At 65.8% G+C, this 23,042-nt stretch carries 23 protein-coding genes and 1 pseudogene; 8 read left to right on the top strand and 16 right to left on the bottom strand.

The genetic code is table 11. The features are described from left to right. From R2N03_RS02960 to R2N03_RS02945, 4 genes and pseudogenes are all read right to left on the bottom strand, one after another. The gene (locus R2N03_RS02960; protein ID WP_316654987.1) at positions 1-1,779 is read right to left on the bottom strand and encodes a Vgb family protein; all 1,779 of its coding nucleotides are present in this window, start codon (positions 1,777-1,779) and stop codon (positions 1-3) included. 15 nt (positions 1,780-1,794) lie between these two features. Beyond that, positions 1,795-2,574, bottom strand: a pseudogene (locus R2N03_RS02955) (SDR family oxidoreductase); the annotation flags it as partial. A 24-nt stretch (positions 2,575-2,598) separates the two neighbouring features. After that, positions 2,599-3,576, bottom strand: coding sequence for an SDR family oxidoreductase (locus tag R2N03_RS02950; RefSeq protein ID WP_316654985.1), 978 nt, complete (start codon positions 3,574-3,576; stop codon positions 2,599-2,601). Then, positions 3,573-4,508: a bile acid:sodium symporter family protein gene (locus R2N03_RS02945; RefSeq protein WP_316654983.1), complete on the bottom strand. Its 936-nt coding sequence runs from the start codon at positions 4,506-4,508 to the stop codon at positions 3,573-3,575. Before R2N03_RS02945 ends, R2N03_RS02950 begins: the two co-directional genes overlap by 4 nt. Positions 4,509-4,652: 144 nt before the next feature. Here R2N03_RS02945 and R2N03_RS02940 point away from each other — a divergent pair, with 144 nt between their 5' ends. Further along, positions 4,653-5,699: an AraC family transcriptional regulator gene (locus tag R2N03_RS02940; RefSeq protein ID WP_316654981.1), complete on the top strand. Its 1,047-nt coding sequence runs from the start codon at positions 4,653-4,655 to the stop codon at positions 5,697-5,699. A gap of 196 nt (positions 5,700-5,895) precedes the next feature. Further along, on the top strand, positions 5,896-6,528 hold the full coding sequence (locus R2N03_RS02935; RefSeq protein WP_316654979.1) for a DUF2968 domain-containing protein: 633 nt from the start codon (positions 5,896-5,898) through the stop codon (positions 6,526-6,528). 197 nt (positions 6,529-6,725) lie between these two features. Here R2N03_RS02935 and R2N03_RS02930 read toward each other — a convergent pair whose 3' ends face one another. Then, entirely contained in the window at positions 6,726-6,917 is a 192-nt protein-coding gene (locus tag R2N03_RS02930; RefSeq protein ID WP_316654978.1) for a hypothetical protein, read from the bottom strand. A gap of 382 nt (positions 6,918-7,299) precedes the next feature. On the opposite strand from R2N03_RS02930, the gene R2N03_RS02925 reads away from it, so the two are divergent. Beyond that, on the top strand, positions 7,300-7,449 hold the full coding sequence (locus R2N03_RS02925; protein WP_316654976.1) for a hypothetical protein: 150 nt from the start codon (positions 7,300-7,302) through the stop codon (positions 7,447-7,449). Positions 7,450-7,482: 33 nt separating this feature from the next. Here the strand turns inward: R2N03_RS02925 and pcp are convergent, their stop codons facing one another. From pcp to R2N03_RS02885, 8 genes are all read right to left on the bottom strand, one after another. Then, on the bottom strand, positions 7,483-8,130 hold the full coding sequence (gene pcp / locus R2N03_RS02920) for a pyroglutamyl-peptidase I (protein WP_316654974.1): 648 nt from the start codon (positions 8,128-8,130) through the stop codon (positions 7,483-7,485). Positions 8,131-8,210: 80 nt separating this feature from the next. Next, positions 8,211-9,236: a TRAP transporter substrate-binding protein gene (locus R2N03_RS02915; RefSeq protein WP_316654973.1), complete on the bottom strand. Its 1,026-nt coding sequence runs from the start codon at positions 9,234-9,236 to the stop codon at positions 8,211-8,213. 139 nt (positions 9,237-9,375) lie between these two features. Next, the gene (locus R2N03_RS02910; RefSeq protein ID WP_316654971.1) at positions 9,376-10,332 is read right to left on the bottom strand and encodes a DUF979 domain-containing protein; all 957 of its coding nucleotides are present in this window, start codon (positions 10,330-10,332) and stop codon (positions 9,376-9,378) included. Between the two features lie 3 nt (positions 10,333-10,335). Then, the gene (locus R2N03_RS02905) at positions 10,336-11,073 is read right to left on the bottom strand and encodes a DUF969 domain-containing protein (protein ID WP_316654969.1); all 738 of its coding nucleotides are present in this window, start codon (positions 11,071-11,073) and stop codon (positions 10,336-10,338) included. A 56-nt stretch (positions 11,074-11,129) separates the two neighbouring features. Next, the gene (gene pxpA / locus R2N03_RS02900; protein ID WP_316654967.1) at positions 11,130-11,873 is read right to left on the bottom strand and encodes a 5-oxoprolinase subunit PxpA; all 744 of its coding nucleotides are present in this window, start codon (positions 11,871-11,873) and stop codon (positions 11,130-11,132) included. 19 nt (positions 11,874-11,892) lie between these two features. Continuing rightward, entirely contained in the window at positions 11,893-12,942 is a 1,050-nt protein-coding gene (locus tag R2N03_RS02895) for a 5-oxoprolinase subunit C family protein (protein ID WP_316654965.1), read from the bottom strand. Then, entirely contained in the window at positions 12,939-13,586 is a 648-nt protein-coding gene (pxpB, locus tag R2N03_RS02890) for a 5-oxoprolinase subunit PxpB (protein ID WP_316654963.1), read from the bottom strand. The genes R2N03_RS02895 and pxpB overlap by 4 nt, the downstream gene beginning before the upstream one ends. 266 nt (positions 13,587-13,852) lie before the next feature. Beyond that, positions 13,853-15,067, bottom strand: a complete 1,215-nt coding sequence (locus R2N03_RS02885; protein ID WP_316654961.1) for a multidrug effflux MFS transporter — start codon at positions 15,065-15,067, stop codon at positions 13,853-13,855. A gap of 496 nt (positions 15,068-15,563) precedes the next feature. Here R2N03_RS02885 and R2N03_RS02880 point away from each other — a divergent pair, with 496 nt between their 5' ends. The 5 genes from R2N03_RS02880 to R2N03_RS02860 all read left to right on the top strand — a co-directional run bounded on the left by R2N03_RS02880 (position 15,564) and on the right by R2N03_RS02860 (position 20,812). Further along, complete coding sequence (locus R2N03_RS02880; RefSeq protein WP_316656538.1) at positions 15,564-17,078, top strand: ABC transporter ATP-binding protein; 1,515 nt, start codon at positions 15,564-15,566, stop codon at positions 17,076-17,078. Continuing rightward, positions 17,071-18,180: an ABC transporter permease gene (locus R2N03_RS02875; RefSeq protein WP_316654959.1), complete on the top strand. Its 1,110-nt coding sequence runs from the start codon at positions 17,071-17,073 to the stop codon at positions 18,178-18,180. Before R2N03_RS02880 ends, R2N03_RS02875 begins: the two co-directional genes overlap by 8 nt. A gap of 13 nt (positions 18,181-18,193) precedes the next feature. Continuing rightward, complete coding sequence (locus R2N03_RS02870; protein ID WP_024975208.1) at positions 18,194-19,114, top strand: ABC transporter permease; 921 nt, start codon at positions 18,194-18,196, stop codon at positions 19,112-19,114. A gap of 81 nt (positions 19,115-19,195) precedes the next feature. After that, a complete protein-coding gene (locus R2N03_RS02865; protein ID WP_316654955.1) occupies positions 19,196-20,356 on the top strand; it encodes a BMP family ABC transporter substrate-binding protein in 1,161 nt (386 codons plus the stop codon). A gap of 159 nt (positions 20,357-20,515) precedes the next feature. Then, on the top strand, positions 20,516-20,812 hold the full coding sequence (locus R2N03_RS02860) for a YkvA family protein (protein ID WP_316654953.1): 297 nt from the start codon (positions 20,516-20,518) through the stop codon (positions 20,810-20,812). A 7-nt stretch (positions 20,813-20,819) separates the two neighbouring features. On the opposite strand, the gene R2N03_RS02855 is transcribed toward R2N03_RS02860, so the two are convergent. Genes R2N03_RS02855 through R2N03_RS02845 form a run of 3 tightly spaced genes read right to left on the bottom strand, consistent with a single transcriptional unit; the run spans position 20,820 to position 23,033 of the window. Next, positions 20,820-21,800: a quinone oxidoreductase family protein gene (locus tag R2N03_RS02855; protein ID WP_316654952.1), complete on the bottom strand. Its 981-nt coding sequence runs from the start codon at positions 21,798-21,800 to the stop codon at positions 20,820-20,822. Further along, the gene (locus R2N03_RS02850) at positions 21,797-22,231 is read right to left on the bottom strand and encodes a methylglyoxal synthase (protein ID WP_316654950.1); all 435 of its coding nucleotides are present in this window, start codon (positions 22,229-22,231) and stop codon (positions 21,797-21,799) included. Before R2N03_RS02850 ends, R2N03_RS02855 begins: the two co-directional genes overlap by 4 nt. Before the next feature lie 10 nt (positions 22,232-22,241). Then, the gene (locus R2N03_RS02845) at positions 22,242-23,033 is read right to left on the bottom strand and encodes an SDR family oxidoreductase (RefSeq protein WP_316654948.1); all 792 of its coding nucleotides are present in this window, start codon (positions 23,031-23,033) and stop codon (positions 22,242-22,244) included. Positions 23,034-23,042 lie beyond the last annotated feature (9 nt).

The raw sequence follows: 23,042 nt of genomic DNA, 5'->3' as shown, positions 1-23,042 counted from the left end.
TTATCGTGGCTGGAGGTGAATCAGGGTTGGCTGGGCATCTTCGACATGCCAGCTCGGAAAGCTGGACGTTGACGTGTAGACACTGCCGTCGGGGGCAATCTCCACATCCCGCGTAAAGGCCACGCGCTTGGGCAACGGATACTGGACCCACTTGCCCGTGGCGATGGTGAGCGCATAGAGTGAATCAGACTGATCGCCGTTGACCCACACGACCCCGCGGGCCTTGTCCACGTTCAGTGCGTATGGCGTGTCGCTGCCCTTGGGCAGCACAGGCAGGTCGTAGCGCGTGAACTTTCCGTTTGCCGGGTCGTAGCTGGCGATGGCAGATTCCGGAAACGCGGTGATCCAGAGTCGGCCATCGGCATCCGTGCGCAGGCGGCGCGGACCCTTGAACGGCGTGGGGATCATCGTGATGCGGTCGGTGCGCGGGTCAATCACGCCGATCTCGTTTGTATGCAGCCGCGCGAACCACACTCGGCCATCGGGTGTGATGTCGATGCCATAGGGCAGTGGTACGCCGGTATTGTCCCGGTCGACCTTGAGCCAGTTCGCGAGTGGAACGCCATGATCCATCAGCCAGTAGAGCTGGCGGATGAAGTGCGTCGTGAACTTTTCGCCCAGGCTGCGCGTGGGAAGGTCATAAAGCTTGAACTTGCCGGTTGCGCGGTCGAGCATCCCGACCTGGTTCGAGAGCGCGAGCGTGAACCATACGCGGTCCTGCGCATCCACGCGAATGGTGTGCGGATAGAACCCGCCACCGATTTCGTGCAATTGAAACTTGCCGGTGTGCGGATCGAATTCGACCAGCCGCTGCTGCGCCGATGGCGTGATGAAGATGTGGCCGTCCTTTTGGGACTCGGCCAGGGAGTGCGCGTTGGACGTCGAATCGTGCCGCGGGAAATCCCGCAAGCGTGCGCTCAGCAGACCGCCCGGCTTGTCGCCCGGCAAATGCGGAATCTTGTAGACCGTCATGCGGCCGGTGTCGGGCTGAAGCGCCCAGAGCCGGTCCTGGATGTTGTCCGCGACATAGAGCACGCCGTCGCGGGCGAGCAATACGTCGTGGGTCTGCGACATGGCGTCACCGACGGGCCATTCCGTGATGCGCGCGGTGGCCAGCTCCGTTTGCCAGGGCGCTGTCTGCGCGACACGCTCGGGATGCTCGCGCAGCGTCTGCCAATTCTTGGCAAGCAGCGACGGCAGGATCTTCTGGTCTTCCGTCGACAGCCGCGACCCATAGCGCATCATGCGCTGGATGGTGTGGGTCCATTCCGTTTCCGAACGCTCGCGGCGCACGAATGCGTTGCCCTGCTGATGGCAGAACGTGCATTGCGTCTGGTAGCGCAGCTTCAGGCCGGGATCGCCAAGATCGAGCGAGCCGAGCCATGCATTGGCCGGCCGCGCCTCGGCAAGCCTTGCGGGGTCGGTTTCGCGCTGGATCTTCAGCACCGAGCCCGAGCTGGCCAGCGGCAGGGTCAGCTCCTGGTACCCCGGTTTGCGCAGGCGCACCTGCTGCGGAAAGTCGGGCGTGTCGTCGGGGAGCGTGGCGCGTCCTTGTGCATCGGTGAAGACGGTTGTCTCCTTCCAGGCCTGGAAGGGCTGTCCCGAAGGCGGGTAGCCGCCGTCACTATTCGGCAATCCCGGCGACTTGACGGGAAAGACGCGCAGCATGACGGTCGGCACGGGCACACCGGCAGCGTCCACCACCTGCACCTGGGCAGCCGAGGCGGCCCGCATTGCGCCAAGCAACAGGGCGCTTGGCAGAATCCATTTTGTTTGCATGATTGTCCTGCCTCCTTAACGGAATTCGTGGCCAACGCGACGGCGCATCAGGCCTTCGTACATTCGGGGCGCCAGGCGGCTGACGATATAGGCGACCTTTGCCGTGACACCAGGCAGCACCAAGCGCTTGCGGCCCACCGCTGCACGCACGATGCAAGCGGCGATCTCGTCGGGGCTGGCCACCGTTCCCGTCACGTCGCGCTTGCCGCCGACGGGCTTGCCGTCGCCTCCGAGCGCCGCCGCTTCAATCCCTGTCGAGATGAAGGACGGGCACACCAGCGTCACGGAGACGCCGCGGTCGCGCAGTTCGCTGCGCAGGCTGTCGAAAAAGCCATGCAGCGCGTGTTTGCTCGCGGCATAGGCCGAGCGGCCGATCAGCGGCGAAAACCCGGCGATGCTGCTGACGGCGACAATGCGGCCGCGTGTTGCCATCAGCGACGTCAGCGCTGCCTTCGTGCAATGCACCGCGCCGAAGTAGTTGACCTCCATGACTCGGTGCATGACCTCTGAACCTGTGTGCTCGAACAGGCTGCGCGCGGCGATGCCGGCATTGTTGATGAGCAGGTCGACATTGCCGAACAGCGCGACGACTTGCCCGAGGGTCTCTTCCACCCGATCTGCATCGGTGATATCGCAGGTAAAGGCTTGCGCGCGGCAGCCGTCAGCCCGCAATTCAGTGGCGATGGCTTCCGCCGCGGCGCCGTCGCGGTCGAGCAGGGCCACCTGGGCGCCCGCCCTCCCCAGCTGACGGCTCAACGCAGCGCCCAGTCCACCGCCCGCGCCGGTCACAACCGCGCAACGGCCCTGCCATGCCCCTACCTACGCACGCCCATGGCGCGGGCGACTCGCCCACCACAGATCGAAGACTTCGGCCGACGTCCTGCGCGGCCGGTAGCCAAGTTCGGCCTTGAGCCGCTGGTTATCGAGCACCGGCCGATAACGAAGGAAGCGGACCTGTTCCGGACCATAGCGACTGACGCCCAGGCGATGGCCGATCGCCAATGCCAGTTGCAGCAGCCACGGCGGGACGACCAGGCAGGGCTTGCCCATGCGTGCGGCCAGCTCGCGCACACCCAGCGCGCCATCGCCGGCCACGTTGAAGATGCCCGCACGGCGACCTCGCAACGCGTGCAGGATGATGCCGACGACGTCCTGGTCCCAGATGAAGACGAAAGGACTGGCCGCACCGCGAAGCACCAGAATGCGCTTCTTCTCGAACAGCGCCGTGATCTGATTGTTGACGCGCTCGCCGAGGATGGTGCCCACGCGGAGTACGGTCTGCTTGAGGGCCGGGTGGCGTTCGCGGTATTCGGCGAGCATCTCCTCAACCAGCCGCTTGTGCCAGGCATACGCAAACTCTTGGTTGCCGCGGATGGGGTCGCTCTCGCGAAGCCACTCGGGGTTGTCTGCGTGGTAGCCATACGCCGCGCCGGACGACGAGATCAGGATCTGCTCCACGCCGGTGGCCACGCAGGCCTGCAGGAGGCGCTGCGTCCCGACGACATCGACCTCATACTCCAGCGCACGATCGCTGCCTTGGGGCGGCGTCACGATGGCCGCGAGATGCACCACTTGCTGGATTCGATGTGTGCGCAGCAGCGCTTCGAGGTCTGCATTCCGAATATCGCCCTGTGCGTAGATGACGCCCGGGAGTCGTTTGCCGGCGGCTGGCTCGCGAAGATCCATGCCGACGATCAGTCCGGACTGTCCGCTGTACTGTGCAGCCAGCGCCTCGACGACCTGATGTCCCAGGTAGCCATTGCTGCCGGTGACGAGAATGCGCGCAGAGTCATTCATGCCAGCCTCCTGCGATCGCGCATCAGCCAGAATGTCGACAGCCCCGTGCCCGCCGCGATATGCCAGATTCCCCACCACGACGTGACGATGGCCATGCCGCCCAGCCCGTCAAAGAAATTGAAGATGAGCACCAACCCGAGCCCGGAGTTCTGGATGCCGGTTTCAAAGGCCACGGCGCGGCAGTCGCGCTCCGCCAAGCCCGCAAGGCGCGCGAAGGTGTAGCCACCGGCCAGGGCGAGTGCGTTGTGCGCCAGCACCAGCAGTACGACGTAGCGCCCCCACTCCAGGAAGATCGCCCAGTTGAGCGCCAGCGCGCCCAGCACGAACACCAGAAACACCAGCATCGAGAACCGCTTCATCGGCACGTGCAGGCGCTTGGCCAGGGCCGGCGCACGTGCTTGCACCAGCAGTCCGAGCGCCAGCGGCAGGCCCAGCAGCAGCCCGACTTCCAGCAGCATCCGCGCCGGATCGAGCGAGAAGCTATGCAGCAATGCGGCCATCTCCGGATCGCGTGACGCCCAGAAACTGACGTTCAGCGGCGTCATGACAATGGCGCCAAGCGTCGACAGGGTGCTGATCGACACCGACAGCGCCGTGTTGCCGTTGGCGCGGTGCGTGAAGAAATTCGAGATGTGGCCGGCTGGGCAGGACGCCACGAGCAACATCCCCAACCCGATCGACGGCGCCGGTCGCAGCAGGACGATCATCAGGAATGTGGCGGCCGGATACAGCACGTGATGGCTGAGCAGACCAATGACCAGCGCCCGCGGTCTGGCCCACGCCTGCCGGAAGTCGTCGCGCGTCAGGTCCAGGGCGATGCCGAACATCACCAGGGCCAGGACCAGGCTGAGCCCGAGCTGGGCTTGCGGATTGAAGTTCAGTCGCACCAGGTCAATCGACGAGGCAGCGACGTGCTGTGGTGTGATAGGCACCGGAGTCTCCCTTGATGATGGCCGCTCTCTGTTGGGGGCCATTGCGTCATGTCGACACCGATTGTTCTGTCCTGCGGACGACTTGCCTAGGTGCGAAACGTCCAAAACAGATGAAATTCGGACACGTTGCTACAATGCTCCGCCATGCAGCCAGACTTCCCTTTGTCCGACGAGCGGATTCACCGTCCGCACAAGCTCCAGGCCCTGATCGAGATCATGGTCGGCCTGGGCGTGGATGCCGTCGCGGCGCTGGCGGGCACAGGCCTCGCGGTGACAGACTTCCAGCGGCCCGAGACGCGCATCAGCGCGCGTCAGTTGCTGACCGTTTGCGAGAACGCACTGCGTCTGTCACCTCGCGCCGATCTGGCGCTGCGCGCCGGGCTTGCTGCCCGGATCACGCAGTTCGGCCTCTACGGATACGCCTTGCTGTGCAGCCCCACCGCGCGAGAGGCGATCGCCATGGCGATGCGCTATCGCGTGCTGACGGCACCGCTGCTCGGTCTGGAGTTTGTCCAGCGGAACAACGTCGTTGGCTGGCGCTTCAGCGATGTCTATGGCCTGGGCGAGGACACGCCGCTGTATCGCTTCGTGCTCGAATGGCAACTGGGTACGCAACTGGCCCTGCACCGTGACGTGCTGGGCGCAGCACTACGGCCCTTGCAGGTCATGCTGCCGTACGCGGCGCCGTCGCACACCGCCGACATGGCCGAGCAGCTTGGCTGCCCGGTTCAGTTTTCCAGCGGCCAGAGCGAGCTGCAATTCGATGCGGCCTGGCTTGAGCATGCTCCCGTACAGGGCAACCCCGCCACCGCCATGGTGGCGTACGAAACCTGCGAGCGCCTGCTGAACGAGTTTCAACAGGCGCGTGGCATCACAAGTCGATTGATCGCTGAATTGCTGCGCGTACCGGGGCGCTTTCCAGGCATCGAAGCGATTGCCGCCGACTGGGGGATGAGTTCGCGCACGCTCAGGCGCAAGCTGGCCGACGAGGGCAACGCCTATCAGCAAGTGCTCGACAAGGTGCGTTGCCAGCTCGCATTGGATTACCTGCGGGATACGCGATTGAACAATGACGAGATCGCCGCGGCGCTGGGGTTTACGGAGGCAGCGAATTTCCGTCAGGCATTCCGGCGCTGGACAGGCATGCCGCCCAGCCGGGCGCGGACGCGGCGCGGATCACCGGCTCGGTAAATGGGAAGCAAACGGGAAGCCGGCGAGTCGCAGGAAACGCACAGCGGACGGACCGCGCGTGGGCCGGGTAGCCTGCGTCAGGGCCGTCGTCGTAGGGGCAATCCATCGTCCTGGAGGCTGCCATCGGCGCGCCGGCGAAGCGAAGCCGCGGGCAAAACTGCTATAGTCGCGTCGGCCTTGATTTCTGACTCCTGCGATGTCCTTCGTCTTCCGCCGAACCGTTCTCACGCTTGCCGCCGCGGCTTCCGTTGCGGGCACCGGGCTGGCCAACGCTCAAGCCGCCGCACCGCAAACGCCAGCCGCCGCTACCGTTGCCGCGGGCGGCACTGTCGCTGAACTGCAGCAGTTGCTTGCCCAGAAGCGCCTGACCGAACTGCGCACCACCTACAACGGTGACTACGGTACGAGCCTGCTCCTGGTGAACGAAGACACCACCGCCTACGTCGCGCTCTCGTATCGCAAAGAATTGTGGCGCGTGTACAAGTTCGCGGCGGTCGAACCGGCCGAGGGCGCATATGACACCCTCGCCGGCCAGACCCGCACGTGGGCGGAAGACGACCTGCGCCGCGCTGTCACCGCCGGACAGAAGGCACACCTCGAACGCGAGGCCCAGGCGGCCGAACAGCGCGCCGCGTCCCTCAGCGAGGAAGTGCGCATCATGCAGGCGCAACGCCAGAAGATGCTGGCGGAGCAGCAAACCATGCGCAAGGAAGCCCAGGCATTGGACGTCGAACGCCGCGCATACAAAACGCAGTTCGATTCACTGCAGCAGCAGATCCGCCTGCTGGAAAAGCAGCTCAACGACCCGCACTGGTCGCCCGCACCGTAACGTCGCCAGGCGACGCGCGGCAAGCAGGATCCCCACCGGACCCGCCCTGGCGATATCGGACAAGTCTGATCGACCGGGCTGGCTTCGCTGTCTAAGATCGGCGCGTTCCATCGGGGCGCAGCTGGGTCCATCCGTCCACCCCATGGTCATTCAGCGTGGGGAAATGCAATGGGCAGGCGAAACTTCATCATCGACGGTCACTTGGCCATGCCGGGCGCCTCGCGGCTGCGCGTGCCGCCGCCATTCGGCGCGTCGCGCGGCATCACCGAGACGATCGAGTCGCGCCGGGCCAGCGCATTGGCGGATGACGTGTTCACCGCGCTCGGTGTCAGCGGCCCAGTCGATGGCTCGGCCTGGCCATCGCGACTCTCGCTGCTGGCAGTGGGCATCGCGTGTACAGTGGCTGCGGCGTGGCTTGGTGCCTACACCGCGCAGCGGCGCGACCTGACACCCTCCCGCGAACCCCTCCATGCAACGGCAGCTCCGCAGAATGCCGCCTCAGAGCCATCGCGGCCACCGGTGGCTTCCGCGTCTGGCCATGGCGTGCCGCTGGTCCTGAGAGCGATGACGCCCCCGGCCACACCGGCATTACCCGGTCTGGCACTGGCGAGCGGTCGGAAACCCGCCGCGGCGTCGCTGCCTTCAGCCAGATTGGCCGGTCCACTCAAGCGCGTGACTGTCTTGGCCGCCCCTGCCCAACCCATCGCTCAATCAGACCGGCCAAGCGCCCTTGCGCGCGCCGCTCACCGCACAGCTGTGCTCGCGGGGCCCATGGATTCCGCCTACCAGATCGACGATGCATCGCTGCCCGTCGAAACCGATCGCGCAATGGCCGAGACCACGCCGATCCATTCGGGCTATGTGGCGCACACCTCGCCAGTGCGCTTCGAACTGCAACGCCACACGCGCCTGACCGACTGATCCTGCATGCGCCCCGAGACTGCCGCCGGTTGCCTAGTGCAACTGCCCGCCTGTTTCGCGAATGTCTTCCGGACGACGCAGCGTCGTCTCGATGGCGATCCGCAGACCGGTCACAACGGTGTCCTGCGCCAGGCTCGGCTGGCCCGGATGCCTGACTGCCTGCGACGGCAGGTACGGAATGTGGATGAAGCCGCCACGCGTCGGCAAGTTGTGGCGGGCAATCGCATGCATCAGGCCATAGAACACGTGGTTGCAGACGAACGTGCCAGCGGTCTGCGACACGGACGCTGGAATGCCGCCCGCCCGCAGTTCCCGCACGATGGCCTTGATCGGCAGGGTTGAAAAATACGCCGCCGGCCCATCGTGCTCGATGGCAACGTCGATGGGCTGCTTGCCTGCGTTGTCGGCAATGCGCGCGTCGTCCACGTTGATGGCAATGCGCTCGATCGACATCTCGGCGCGGCCCCCTGCCTGCCCCACCGCGATCACCACGTCTGGACGCAGTGTCTGCAGCAGTTTGCCGAGCACCTTGATGGATTCGCCGAATACGGTCGGCAGTTGCCGCGCGATGATGTCGGCACCGGCGATTCCCTGCCCATCCAGCGTGCGCACAGCTTCCCACGACGGGTTGATGGGTTCGTTCTCGAAAGGATCGAAACCTGTGACGAGGACGGTTGGCATGGCGTTCTCCTGCTGCTCGGTAAGACAGAAATGATGATAAACGCCCGTTGAACATCATGCCCAAGCTTGCAGCGATGGCCTCACTTGACCTTGCTGCGCTTGTTCTCGAAGCTCAACAGGATGTCGACTTCCTCCGTGCCTGCCGTGTGCAGCCATTCGCGCGTCAGGCGCTCCCCCAGGCGCCGCATGTCGCCTTGCAGGCTCACGTCGGGGTTGAGTACACGCACGCCGGTCCTGGCAAGCTCGGCTTCATCGTGCTCGTAGGTCTGGCGGCTGGATTCCCAGCCACGCGCTTCGTAATCCTGGGCGAGCTTGAGCACCGTTTGCTGCATCGCAGGCGCAAGCCTGGCAAAGCGAGCCGCGTTGACGAACACCGCATTCTTCGGGATCCACGCGTTGACCTTGTAGTAGTAGGTCAGACGCTGCCCCGCCCTGGTCTCCAGACCGGTGGAGGGTGAAGTCAGCATCGTATCGATGCGGCCCGCGCCGATGGCGGCGCCCAGATCGGCTGCCTCCACCTGCACGGCCTGCGCGCCATAGAGTTCCGCGATGCGCTTCTGTGCGGCGTTGTAGGTGCGCAAACGATGTCCTTTCAGATCGGAGAGCCGGGCAATCGGCGTCTCGGCATACAGGTTCTGCGGCGGCCAGGGCACGGCATAAAGCAGACGCAAGCCATTGGCCTTCATCAGTGCCTCCACGCGGCTGCGCGAGGCATCCCAAAGCAGGCGCGCATCGTTGTAGCCCGACACCACAAAGGGAATCGAATCCACCCCGAACAGCGGATCGCGCGGGGCCAGCGTGGACAGCATCACCTCGCCCGCGTCGGCCTTGCCATCCCTCACGCCATCGAAAATGCTGGCGGCCTTGAGCAACGAGCCGTTCGGATAGACCTCGAACGTCAGCCCGCCATGAGTGGCGGCGCCCACCGCACTGGCAAAGGCTTGCAGGTTCTGCGTATGGAAGTTGGCGGCCGGATACGGCGTGGCGACGCGGAACGTCTCGGCGCGAGCCTGCGCGGCCGACACGAGCGACAGCGCACTGGCTGCGAGAACACAAAAAAAGCGGCGTCCCGACATGGAACGGCCGCGTGTCATCTGGCTGCTCATGAATCCCCCCGGAGAAGAGCGCGATGCTGGTCGACGGCCGCCCCTGCCGTGTCGCCACGAGCGGCCACGTGCGGTGGCGTCCGCCGGCTTGATTCGGTCGCCGACGTGACGCGCACAGCACGCTATACCTTCAACACGATTACTGCAGCATCAGGAAGTACAGCAGCACGATATTGGCTGTCAGCAGCAAGAGTGCGGTGGGGAGCTGCGCCTTGATGACGGCGTTCTTATCGGACAGCTCCAGCAGGGCCGCCGGCACGATGTTGAAGTTGGCCGCCATCGGCGTCATGAGCGTGCCGCAGTAGCCCGAGAACATGCCGATGGCCGCCATCACCGCCGGGTTGGCATGGAACACGCCCACCAGGATCGGTACCCCCACCCCGCCCGTCATGACCGGGAAGGCTGCAAAGCCGTTGCCCATGATGACGGTGAACAGCGCCATGCCCACGCAGTAGACGACGACCGCGACGAGGCGATAGTCCATGTTGATGTAGGCGGTGGCCAGGTGCGCGACGGCCTTGCCCACACCCGCATCGGCAAAGACGAGACCCAGCATGGCCAGCATCTGCGGCAGCACCAGCGCCCAGCCCAGCGACTCAGTCAGCCGGCGCGACTCACGCATGGCTTGCACCGGCGTGTCGCGCGTCATCCAGCAGGCCAGTGCGAGCGAGATGATGCAGCCCAGGCCCAGCGAGACGAACGTCTGGTTCTTCGGGTCCAGCAGCAGGTCGCCGCCGATCTTGATGTCCTTCAGGAACACGCTGCCAATGACGGTGACCACCGGAATGGTCAGCGCCGGGATGAACAGGCGGTTGCCCAGGCGCTTGGCCGACGCGCGGCGCTCTTCGACCGGCAGTTCGCCGTGCTTGCCGAGCGTGACACCACCCGTGCCGGCCAGCAGCGCCATCAGGACAGCGCCGCAGCCCACCAAGATCGGCGGAATCTTGTCGCCGACCAGGAAGATCATGGCGAAGATCGCCCAGAACAGGCCGGTCGTCCAGCGGCGCGGATGGTCCTTGTCGGCAAACGTCATCAGCGCGGTGATCGTCAGGACGATCCCGGCCAGCCAGTACAGATAGTTGATCGACAGAATCATGGCTTACCCCTGCTTGGCCGCAGCCGTGTTGGTGGTGCCGACGGCGCCCCGCTGGCTACCCATTTCACGGGCCAGCCAGCCGTCCAGGCGCTTGAGGCGCACAGCGTGGATCAGGAACGCGCAGATGGCGGTCGGGATGCCCCACACGGCGATGTGCAGCGGTTCGATGTCGATGCCCGAGCCGAGCAGGAACGTGTGCATCAGCGCGATGGCACCGAAGGCCACGAAGATGTCTTCGCCAAAGAACAGGCCGACATTGTCAGTGGCGGCACAGAACGCCAGCAGGCGTTCACGCACCGGCGCCGGCAGCTTGCCGAAGCGGTTCTCGGCGGCACCTTCGGCCATCGGCGCCAGCAGCGGACGCACCATCTGCGGATGCCCGCCGAGGCTCGTCAGACCGGCGGCCGCCGTCAGCTCGCGCACGGCGAGGTAGACGATCAGCAGACGACCCACCGTGGCCGATTGAATGCGCGAGATCCAGTTCTGCGCGTGCTCACGCAAGCCGTGGCGCTCAAGCAGGCCCACCACCGCGAGCGGCAGCAGGATGATCAGCGGCAAGGTCCGCGTCTTGATGATGCCCGTCCCGATCGCCGTCAGGATCTGGTCAATGGACATCGATGCCGCAAAGCCGGTGGCGATGGCAGCCGCCGCCACCACCAGCATCGGATTGAAGCGCAGGATGAACCCCGCGATGATGACGACCACCCCGATCAGCGGCCATAGATTCACTGCCGTACCCATGTGGTGCTTCCCCCCCAAGTTGATAAAAGGCCCCGTTGGAAGGACGGGGCCGTGGCTCAGGCGCCGGCGCGAACAGCGATCCCTTCGCTGCCCAGCCGTTCCCGAATGCGTCGCGCGAACGCCAGCGCGTGTGCGCCGTCGCCGTGCAGACAAACCGTTTCCGCGCGGATCGGCACCCACGTGCCATCGATGGCCTTCACGCGCTGTTCGCGCACCATCGTGAGCGTCTGGTCGAGCGCGGCCTCTTCACTGTCGATCAGGGCACCCGGTGTGCCACGTTTGACGAGCGAGCCGTCAGGGTTGTACCCGCGATCGGCAAACACCTCTTCCTTGGCCTGCAGGCCGAGTTCACGCGCGGCCTTGACCAGCTCACCGCCCGCCAGGCCGAACACCACCAGCGACGGATCGAAATCACGGATCGCGCGCACGATGGCGGCAGCCAATGGCCGGTCACGCGAAGCCTGGTTGTACAGCGCGCCGTGCGCCTTCACGTGGGCCAGCTTGCCGCCCTGCGCGCGCACGATGGCGGACAGCCCGCCGATCTGGAACAGCACGCCCGCGTAGATTTCTTCGGGCGGCAAGTGCATCTCGGTACGGCCAAAGTTTTCGCGATCAGGAAAGCTCGGATGCGCGCCGATCGACACGCCCTGGCGCAGCGCCCAGCCGACGGTCTGGCGCATCGTGTTGACGTCGCCCGCATGCCAGCCGCAGGCGATGTTGGCGGAGCTCACCAGCGCAAGCAGCGCCTCGTCGGTATCGCAGCCCTCGCCAAGATCGGCGTTCAGATCAATCGTGGTCATGATGGTGTCTTCCGGTGCTTCAGGCGTTCAGTCGCGTCCTGGCGGTGCGCCGGGCTGTGGAGAGGATGCCCTGGCGCTGCCAGTCCAGCGCGGTTTCGATTTGCTGCAGATACCGTGCCACGTCGGCGCGGGCGGCTTCGGCCTCTTCCAGCGTCACACGCTCGAAGCGCACGCGCGTGCCGAGCGGGATCTGCGCGAGGCGCCATTGATCGGCCAGGATGACGGTGCCGATCTTTGGGTAACCGCCGGTGGTCTGCGCGTCGGCCATCAGCACGATAGGCTGGCCCGACGGCGGCACCTGGATCACGCCCGGCACCACGCCGTGCGAGAGCAGATCGCCGCTGCGCTGCTTCTTGCGCTTGAGCTCAGGCCCTTGCAAGCGGAAGCCCATGCGGTTGCTGTTGGGGGTGAGCGTCCATTCCGATTCCCAGAACGCGGCCTGCGCATCGGCGAGGAACTCGTCGTACTCGGGGCCGGGCAGCACGCGGATCACGGGGGTGTCGCCTTGCGCGCGGTCGAACGTCCAGCGTGCCGCCTTCACGGCAACGGCATCGCCGCTGATGTCGGGCGCGTAGGTCGTATCGGCGGGAAGCACGGCCAGCTTGTCGCCGTCCCTCAGGGGGCGGCCCTCGAAGCCGCCGAAACCCGCCTTCAGGTCGGTGCTGCGCGAGCCCATCATTTCGGGGACATCGATGCCGCCAGCCACACACAAATAGGCCCGCACACCGCCCTGCGCTACGCGCAGCGTCAGCGTCTGCCCGCGCTGCACGGGAATCGCACGCCACGCATGCACCGGCGTGCCGTCGAGCGTGGCACGGCAATCGGCGCCGGTCAGCGCGATCAGCCCATTCACGTGGAAGCGCAGCGTGGCGTTACCCAAGGTGAATTCGATACCCGCCGCATCGCTGCGGTTGCCCACGAGGCGGTTACCGACGTACAGCGACAGCGGATCCAGCGCGCCCGACATGCACACGCCAAAGCGGCGATACCCGGAGCGGCCCAGGTCCTGCACGGTCGCCAGTACGCCAGCGCGTACGACTTCGATCATGGGTAGCGGTTTGGAGCTCATGCGCGCACCTTCGAGGCGACGAAGCGGATGCGGTCTCCTGGTGCCAGCAGCGCGGGGGGATTGCGCTGCGGCAGGAAGAGCGCTGCGTCCGTGCGCCCGAGCAATTGCCAGCCGCCGGGAGAGGCGGCTGGGTAGATACCGGTCTGCTCGCCACCGATGCCGACCGAACCCGCCGGTACGGCCATGCGTGGCTCGGCGCGGCGGGGCGTCGCCAGCGATTTGTCCAAGCCGCCCATGTAAGCGAACCCGGGCTGGAAGCCGAGGAAGTAGACGATGTATTCGGGGGCCGTGTGACGACGTACCACCTCTGCGGGAGTCAAGCCGGTGTGCTTGGCAACCTCGCGCAGATCAGGGCCCTCGTCGCCGCCATAGGCGACTTCGATATCGACCAGCTTGCCGTCGGCCACCAGCGCCTCGCTCTCCTCCCAGGCTTCACGCAGCCGGGTCTCGAGCAGTCGTGCGTCGGCCAGCGGCCCAAACACGAGCGTGAGATTGTTCATGCCGGGCACCACGTCCACCACGCCCGCCCAGTTGGACGCGCGCGAGGCCATCGCCCAGATGCGCTGCTGGCAATTCAGGGTCGCCGGCGGCGGGACCTCGCACAACAGCGCCAGCTCGCCCAGCCGGTGAATCGTGCACTGCAACTTAACCCCCGTTTCGTGTGCGCAGTTGTCGGACCAATCCCGGCAAAACGCTGCGCGATTGAAAACGAAAGTGATACGTTAATAAAACGTTGATAAATTCTATATAAGAGCTAACCCTTAGACCGCGAAAGGGGCGCGCTGCCCGCGTGTGGTGCACGGGGCAGCTTTCCTCATCATAGGTAACGACAGGGAGAAGAGATCTGGCGTGTTACGCAGGAGGCACACCAAACCGAGGCGGCTGCCGCAGAGCCGCCAGCGGAGTGACTTCAGTGTCCCGCCTCATGGCGCGTGGCGCGTAGGCCCAGCCACAGGGCGGCCGTCGAGCAGATCGCCATCATGCTCAACAGTGGCGCGGCACTCTGGCCCACGGCGGCAACCACCGTACCGGTGACCATGCCCAGGCCGAACTGCATGGCGCCCATGAGCGCAGAGCCAGTGCCCGCGCGGGCGCCCTGCCCCGCCATCGCCAGCGCCCCTGTGTTGGGCGAGATGCAGCCGATGGACGCGATGTAGCAGAACAGCGCCGCCAGCACGAGCGGCAGCGGCGTGAAACCGGCAGCCGCCGCCCCCGTCGCCAGGATGCTCGTCACCACCGGAATCCATAGCGCGCGCCTCAGCACGCGCGCCGGCGAGAACCGGCGAACCAGCCGCACGTTCACGCGCGAGGCCGCGATCATCCCCGCCGCGTTGCCGCCAAATACCCAGGCGTACTGCGACGGCGTCAGCCCGTAGCCGTCAATCAACACGAACGACGACACGGTGATGTACGCGAACATGCCCGACAGGAAAACTGCGCCGCACCACATATAGGCAGCGTAGTGACGGTCGCGCAGCAGGGCCCAGTAGTCGCGCAGGACAGGACCGAAGGCCAGCCTGCGCACGTTCTCCGGCGCCAGCGATTCGCGCATCAGGTAGTGCACGGCCACAAGCGACAGCACGCCAAAGGCCGTCAGCAGCACAAAGATGACGCGCCATGACGCCACCTGCAGTACCGCCCCCCCAATCATGGGCGCCAGGATGGGCGCGATGCCCATGACGAGCATCAAGGTCGAATAGGCCTGCGCGGCGCCGGCCGGATCCATGCGATCACGCACAGCGGCGCGCGCGATCACCATGCCGGCACATGCGCCAAACCCCTGCAGGCCCCGCAGCAGGGCCAGCATCGAGGCGTCCTTCGCAAAGGCACAGCCAACGGAGGCAGCCACGTACAGACCCAGGCCAATGTAGAGCGGCGGCTTGCGGCCAAAGCGATCACTGGCCGGACCGTAGATGAGCTGGCCGATCGCCAGGCTGATGAGAAAAACCGTGAGCGTGAGCCCCGCCGCCGCCGACGACGTATTCAGATCGCGGGCAATGGTGGGAAGGCTCGGCAGATACATGTCGACCGACAGCGGGCCAACGGCCGTAAGCGCGCCGAGCAGCAGAAGCCAGCCGGGGATAGGGCCGGGCAGGCGAGAACGTCCGGGAGCAGGAGCAGTCATGGAAGGCAGGACAACGCGGCAGCGCAGTGGCGACTGATCGCGGGGCAAACTGCGCACTGTAGCCTAAAGAGATCCCCTACGCCGAGGCACCGGGCCGGTGCATATCGTGGCAAACCCGCCGGATTCGCCCCACGCGGGGGACGCGCCTGCCACCTGCATACCGCGGCATGACAAGCTGCAACCCCGTCAATCGAGCCGCTCGTCCCGGCACGGGATTTGCACGCTGCCAGCCCTTGTACGAGACAGGCGCAGACCGGCTGAAATCGCGGTCCGACGCAATGCCCGAAGCTATAATTCGCGGCTGATGGCAAGCATCACATTGCGATGATGATTGCTGCGATGCGTCGAGGCGAACCTGCATCGGCACCGCAATCTGTGAAGTGTCGTCAACGCAAATAAGAGACCGCCTCCGATGCGCATCCGCACGGTGAGCGGCACGGAAACCACGAGCCAACCTGTTGTGACACCACTCCCACCACGCCTGTCGCTGACGGGCATGACCAAGCGCTACCCGAGCGTGGTCGCCAACGACGGCGTCAGCCTGACTGTCGCGCCGGGCGAGATCCATGCCGTGCTGGGCGAAAACGGCGCCGGCAAGTCGACGCTGATGAAGATCATCTTTGGCGCCGTGCAGCCCGACGCCGGCGAGATGCTGCTCGACGGCCAGCGCGTCGAGATCGCCAACCCGCACCAGGCGCGCGCGCTGGGCATCGCCATGGTGTTCCAGCACTTCTCGTTGTTCGACACGCTCACGGTGGCAGAGAACATCCTGCTCGGCCTGCCCGCTGGCACCGACTTGCGCGATGTAGCCGATCAGGTGCGCAGCACGGGCGAGAAATACGGCCTGCCGCTGGAGCCGCATCGCCATGTGCACACGCTGTCCGTCGGCGAGCGCCAGCGCGTGGAAATCGTGCGCGCGCTGCTCACCAAGCCGCGCCTGCTGATTCTTGACGAGCCGACCTCGGTGCTGACGCCGCAGGCCGTCGAGAAGCTCTTCGTCACGCTGCGCCAGTTGGCGGCAGAAGGCACGAGCATCCTCTACATCAGTCACAAGCTCGACGAGATTCAAGCCCTGTGCCACGCCGCCACGGTGATGCGCATGGGCAAGGTCACGGGCGTGTGCGACCCACGCCAGGAAACGGCGGCTTCGCTGTCGCGCATGATGATCGGTGGCGAGCCGCCGCGCGAATTGCGCCCGCAGACCACACCGGGCGAGGTGCGCATGGAGGTGGCCGGCCTGTCGCTGCCCAAGTCGCACGCCTTTGCGACGGAACTGCGTGACATCGCCCTGCAATTGCGCAGCGGCGAGATCGTCGGCATCGCGGGCGTCTCGGGCAACGGGCAGCAGGAACTGCTGGCCGCCCTGTCGGGCGAAGATACCCGCGCCTCGGCACAGACCATCAGCATCGGCAACGAGCCGGTCGCCAAGCTGGACCCACGTGCGCGTCGCAAGCGCGGACTGTCGTTCGTGCCGGAAGAGCGCCTGGGGCGCGGCGCCGTGCCATCGCTGTCGCTGGCCGCCAATACGCTGCTGACGCATCAGCGTGCGCCGCAGGTGCGTGGCGGGCTCATCGACAAGAAGGCTGCCGCCAAGCTGGCTACCGGCATCATCAGCCGCTTTGGCGTGAAGGCCGGCGGCCCGGACGCATTGGCCAAAAGCCTGTCGGGCGGCAATCTGCAGAAATTCATCGTCGGCCGCGAAATCGAATGCGCGCCGCGCGTGCTCATCGTCGCGCAACCTACCTGGGGCGTGGACGTGGGCGCGGCGGCGCAGATCCACAACGAAATCCTCGCGCTCAAGGCGGGGGGCTGCGCCATCCTCATCGTGTCGGAAGAACTCGACGAACTCTTTGCGCTGTGCGATCGCCTGCACGTGATCGCCAACGGGCGCCTCTCCCCTTCCACCCCCACGCACGCCACCGACCGCGAACAGATCGGCCTGTGGATGAGCGGCATGTGGGACAAGACCGCGGCTTCGGCGGCAGCAACCTCGGAGGCGGCCCATGGCTGACGTCATGCATGGCAGCCGCCTGGCGCTGCCGGTTTCGCTGGAGTTGCGCGCAATCCCTTCGCGCACCATGGCCTATGCCTCGCCGCTGATCGCGCTGGTGCTGACGATGGTGTTCGGCCTGCTGCTGTTCGCACTGCTGGGCAAGGACCCGGTGGCGGGCCTGCGCGTATTCCTCGTCGAGCCGCTGGCCAGCAAACGCGCGATTGGTGAAGTGCTGCTCAAGACCGTGCCGCTGGTGCTGTGCGCGCTCGGCTTGTCGGTGTGCTATCGCGCCAACGTGTGGAACATCGGCGCGGAGGGGCAGCTCATCGTCGGCGGTATCTTCGCGGCGGCCACGATCATTTACTTCGATACGCCCACGCCCGCCATCCCCGGCGGCTTTGCGCTGGTGCTGGCCGTCGTTGCCGGCCTGATCGGCGGGGCACTGTGGGCCGCCATTACCGCGCTGCTGCGTGATCGCTTTCATGCCAACGAGATCCTCGTCTCGCTCATGCTCACGTACATCGCGCAGTTGCTGCTGCTGTACGTGGTCAACGGGCCGTTGAAGGACCCGAACGGCATGAACTTCCCGCAGTCGATCGTGTTCGACAGCGCATTTGTTCTGCCGACGCTCGTGGCCGGCACGCGTCTGCACGTCGGCTTTCTGTTCATGCTGGTGATGACGGCGGCGATGACGTTGTTCGTGTTCCGCAGCTTTGCGGGTTACCGGCTGCAAGTGGGTGGGCTGGCACCGCAGGCGGCGCGCTACGCGGGCTTCTCGTCGCGTGCGGCGCTGTGGACAGCGCTGCTGGTGTCGGGCGGCCTGGCAGGCATTGCCGGCGCCTTCGAGGTCACGGGCCCGATCGGGCAGCTGCTGCCGTCCATTTCCCCGGGCTACGGCTTTGCCGCCATCGTGGTGGCATTCGTCGGTCGGCTGAATCCGGTTGGCACCGTGCTGGGCGCGATCGTGATGTCGCTGTTCTATATCGGCGGCGAGCTTGCGCAATCGCGCCTGGGCCTGCCGTCGGCCATTACCGGAGTGTTCCAGGGCATGCTGCTGTTCTTCCTGCTCGCCTGCGACACGCTCATCGAATACCGCCTGCGCTGGCGCGCGCATCACTGATCAGGCCTCACACATGGAAAGTCTCGCTCCCCTGATCGCCGCGTCGATCAACGCCGGCACCCCGCTGTTGCTGGCCGCCCTGGGCCTCTTGATGAACGAGCGCTCCGGCGTGCTCAATCTCGGCGCCGAAGGGATGATGCTGGTGGCCGCCGTGGTCGGGTTCATGGTCGGTTACCAGACGCAGATTCCGCTGCTGGGTTTTGCCGCCGGCGCGATTGCCGGTATGGTGATGGCAGCCCTCTTCGCGTGGCTGGCGCTGGTGCTCGTCACCAACCAAGTCGCAACAGGCCTCGCCTTGTCGATCTTCGGCACCGGGCTGTCCGCCTTCATGGGGCAGCGCTTTGTCGGCATGTCACTGCCGGCGCAGGCGCACGGCATTCCGGGGCTGGAGTCGATTCCGTTCGTCGGCCCTGCCCTGTTCGCGCACCACTGGATGGTCTATTTCAGCCTGCTGCTGTGCGGCGCGATTGCCTGGTTCCTGTTCAAGACGCGCGCGGGGCTCACGCTGCGCGCGATCGGTGAATCACCGGAGTCGGCGCACGCGCTCGGCTACCCGGTGCGCACCATCCGCTTTGGCGCGCTGCTGTTTGGCGGCGCATGCTGCGGGCTGGCCGGCGCATACCTGTCGCTCGTCTACACGCCAATGTGGGTCGAAAACATGGTCGCCGGCCGCGGCTGGATTGCCCTCGCGCTGACCACCTTTGCGACCTGGCGGCCCATGCGCATCCTGTTCGGCGCGCTGCTGTTTGGCGGTGTGACGATCCTGCAGTTCTACCTGCAGGGGATGGGCGTGTCGGTGCCGTCGCAGATTCTGTCGATGGCGCCGTTTGCCGCAACCATCGTCGTGCTGGCCATCATCTCGCGCAATCCGGATTGGATCCGCCTGAACATGCCCGCTTCGCTCGGCAAGCCGTTCCGCCCAGGGGCTGCCTAAACTGCTGCCCAAGGCTTCTGCATTCCCGTCTTTTGCTTCAAGCATTAACACAGTCAACGAGCCACACAACAGGAGAAATCGATGAACGTTACCCGCAGGATCACGCTGGCCGCCCTGGCCGCCGGTGCTGCCCTGACCCTCTGGGGTTGCGGCAAGTCCAATGACGGCGCCGGCGACAAGACCGCCGCCCCGGCCGCTTCCTCCGCGCCCGCAGCGACCGCCCCGGCTCCGGCAAACGAGCCGCTGAAGGTCGCATTCGTCTACGTCGGCCCCGTGGGCGATGCAGGCTGGACATACGCCCACGACGCCGGCCGCAAGGAAGTCGAGGCCAAGTTCGGCAACAAGGTGAAGACCACCTACGTCGAGAGCGTGCCCGAGAGCGCGGCCGACGCTGAACGCGTGTTCCGCGACCTGGCCACCCAGGGCAACAAGGTCATCTTCGGCACCAGCTTCGGTTTCATGGAATCGATGCTCAAGGTCGCCAAGGAATTCCCCGACGTGAAGTTCGAGCACGCCACCGGTTTCAAGACCGCCGACAACCTCGGCCAGTACGACGTGCGCACGTATGAAGGCGCGTACCTGGCCGGCGTGGTGGCCGGCAAGATGAGCAAGTCGGGCAAGCTGGGCGTGGTGGGTTCGGTGCCCATTCCTGAGGTGATCCGCAACATCGACTCGTTCACGCTGGGCGCGCGCAGCGTCAACCCGAAGGCCACCACCCGCGTGGTGTGGGTCAACAAGTGGTTCGATCCGGGCAAGGAGCGTGAGGCTGCCACCACGCTCATCGGCCAGGGCGTCGACGTGCTGATGCAGAACACCGACTCCGCCGCCGTGGTGCAGACCGCGCAGGAGAAAGGCGTCTATGCGATCGGCTGGGATAGCGACATGAGCAAGTTCGGCGAGAAGGCCCACCTGGCCGCCTCGATGAACAAATGGGGCGTGTACTACACCAAGGTGGTCGGCGACGTGCTCGACAACAAGTGGAAGCCGGAAACCGTGTGGTGGGGCCTGAAGGAAGGCGCAATCGATCTGGGCGCGTACAACGCCGTGGTACCGGAAGACGTGAAGGCGCTGGTTGAGACCCGCAAGAAGGGCATCATCGACGGCTCGGCACCGATCTGGAAGGGTCCGCTCAAGGACAACACCGGCAAGGAAGTCCTGCCTGCCGACAAGGTCGCCGACGACGGCTTCCTGCACGGCATCAAGTTCTACGTCGAAGGCGTGGAAGGCAAGATTCCGGGCTAAGTTCTACCCGTTGAGGCAAAAAGCCGGCACCTCGCAAGAGGGCCGGCTTTTTTATCGCTGCTTGCCACATTGAAATCGGTGCGTCGTACCCAAGCTGATAAGCTGGTTTGCCGGTCAAGCACCTGCATGTGATCCTCGCTTTTCACCCAGGAGCCCACGATGTTCGGACGCCTTTTCCGCCTGTGGAGCGTCGTGCGCACTGACGTGCGCCTGCTGTGGTTTGCACTGCGCCATCCGGACAGGCCGTGGTGGCTCGCCCCGGCTGCCCTGCTGCTGGTGGGATATGTGGTCTCGCCGGTCGACCTGATCCCGGATGTCATTCCGGTACTCGGCTGGGTGGACGACATCGTGCTGGTGCCGATTGCGCTGCACATGCTGCTGCGTGCGCTGCCCGACCGCGTGCGCGAGGATGCACGCTTTGCCGCCGCCCGGCGGGTGAAGCCCACCGGGCGCTAACCGCTCTTTACGGCAAAAGGATCGTCGATCCGGTCGTCTTGCGCCCTTCCAGATCGCGGTGCGCCTGCGCCGCGTCGGCCAGCGCGTAACGCTGGTGGATCTCGATCTTCACCTTACCGCTGATCACGACATCGAACAGGTCCGCGGCCATCGGCTCCAGCAGGTCACGCCGCGCCGTGTATGTCATCAGCGTCGGGCGCGTGATCTTGAGCGAGCCTTTCGCGCTCAGCACGCTGAGGTCAACCGGTGGCACCGGCCCCGACGCGTTGCCGTAGGTGACCATCATGCCGCGCGGGGCTAGGCAATCCAGCGAACCCGTGAACGTGTCTTTGCCGATGCCGTCGTAGACCACCGGCACACCCTTGCCACCGGTGATTTCGCGCACACGGTCGGTAAAGTTCTCGCGTGTGTAGACGATGGTGTGGTCGCAGCCGTGCGCGCGAGCAAGTTCCGCCTTGGCATCGCTGCCGACCGTGCCGATCACCGTGGCGCCCAGCGCCTTCAGCCACTGGCAGGCGATCAGGCCGACGCCGCCCGCCGCCGCGTGGAACAACACCGTATCGCCCGGCTGGACGCGGTAGCTGTCGCGGATCAGGTATTGCGTGGTCATGCCCTGCAGCATCATCGCCGCGCCGGTTTCAAAGTCGATGGCCTCCGGCAGGCGCACCAGGATATCGGCCGGCATCGTACGCACCTGCGCGTAAGCGCCGGTCGGACGGCCAGCGTAGGCCACGCGGTCGCCCGGCTTGACGTGCGTCACGCCCTCGCCCACCGCTTCCACCACGCCGGAAGCCTCCATGCCGATGCCGGCAGGCAGCGGCTGCGGATACAGGCCCGTGCGGAAATACACGTCGATGTAGTTGAGGCCGACGGCATGTTGCCTGATGGTGGCCTCGCCCGGGCCGGGCGCGGGCACGTCGACGTCGACGAGCTGCATCACTTCCGGGCCGCCGGTTTCAAAGATGCGGATGGCTTTTGATTGCGTCATGCGTGGATCTCCTTCGGGTCGGGTTGCACCAGCCGCAGGGCGGACATCACCAGATCGGCGGTCGCCAGGTTGGTGGCACAGGGAATGTTGTGGACGTCGCACGCGCGCACCAGCGCATTGATGTCGGGTTCGTGCGGCTGCGGCGTCATCGGGTCGCGCAGGAAGATGACTGCATCGATGCGGCCTTCGGCAAGCTGCGCACCGATCTGCAGGTCGCCGCCCCACGGGCCGGACAGCATGCGCTGCACCGTCAGGCCGACTTCCTTCTCCAGCCGGCCGCCGGTGGTGCCGGTTGCCAGCAGATCGCATTGCGACAGGAAGGCATGGTGTGTTTGCGCAAACGCGACCATGTCGTCCTTCTTGTGGTCGTGCGCGATCAGGGCGACGCGGCGGCGTTTCAAGGATGTGCTCTCGGGCGTATTGGTGGTCATTGGGGGTGGCTCAGAAGGTGCCAGGATATGCGCCGCCATCCAGCAGGATGTTCTGCGCGTTCAGGTAGCCGGCGTGCTGGCTGCACAGGAAGGCGCATACGGCGCCAAACTCGGCCGGCTGGCCGAAGCGCTGCGCCGGGTTGCCCTGGCGCTTGCGCTCGAAATGCTCGTCTGCGCGGATGCCTGCCGCCTTGGCGCCCGCTTCGAGCGTCTTGGTCAGGCGATCGGTTTCGAACTGGCCCGGCAGCAGGTTGTTGATGGTGACGCCGTGCCTGGCCACTTCGCGCGCAAGACCCGCCACGAAGCCGGTCAGGCCCGAGCGCGCGCCGTTGGACAACCCGAGCACGTCGATCGGCGCTTTCACGGCACCGCTGGTGATATTGACGATGCGGCCCCAGCGGCGCTCGATCATCTTGTCGACGGTGGCCTTGATCAGGTCGATGGGGGTCAGCATGTTGGCATTGAGGGCGGCCATCCAGGCGTCGCGGTCCCAGTCACGGAAGTTGCCGGGCGGCGGGCCGCCCGCGTTGTTGACGAGGATGTCGGGCGAGCCGCCCAGGCGTTCGCACGCGAGCAGCGCCTCAGCGCGGCCTTCCGGCGTCGTGATGTCGGTAGCGACGGCTTCCACGCGCACGCCGTGCGCTGTGCGGATGCGCTCGGCGGCTGCCGACAACGCTTCGGCACCGCGCGCGACGATCACCACGTCCACGCCTTCGGCGGCCAGCGCGTCGGCGCATGCGAGGCCCAGTCCCTTGCTTGCGCCGCACACCAGCGCGCGCTTGCCTTTCAAGCCCAGGTCCATCCTGTCTGA

The sequence above is a fragment of the Ralstonia condita genome, assembly GCF_958405655.1.
Classification (GTDB): domain Bacteria; phylum Pseudomonadota; class Gammaproteobacteria; order Burkholderiales; family Burkholderiaceae; genus Ralstonia; species Ralstonia condita.
Note: the sequence above shows the minus strand (reverse complement) of the source record. Positions and strands in the feature narration are given on the sequence as shown.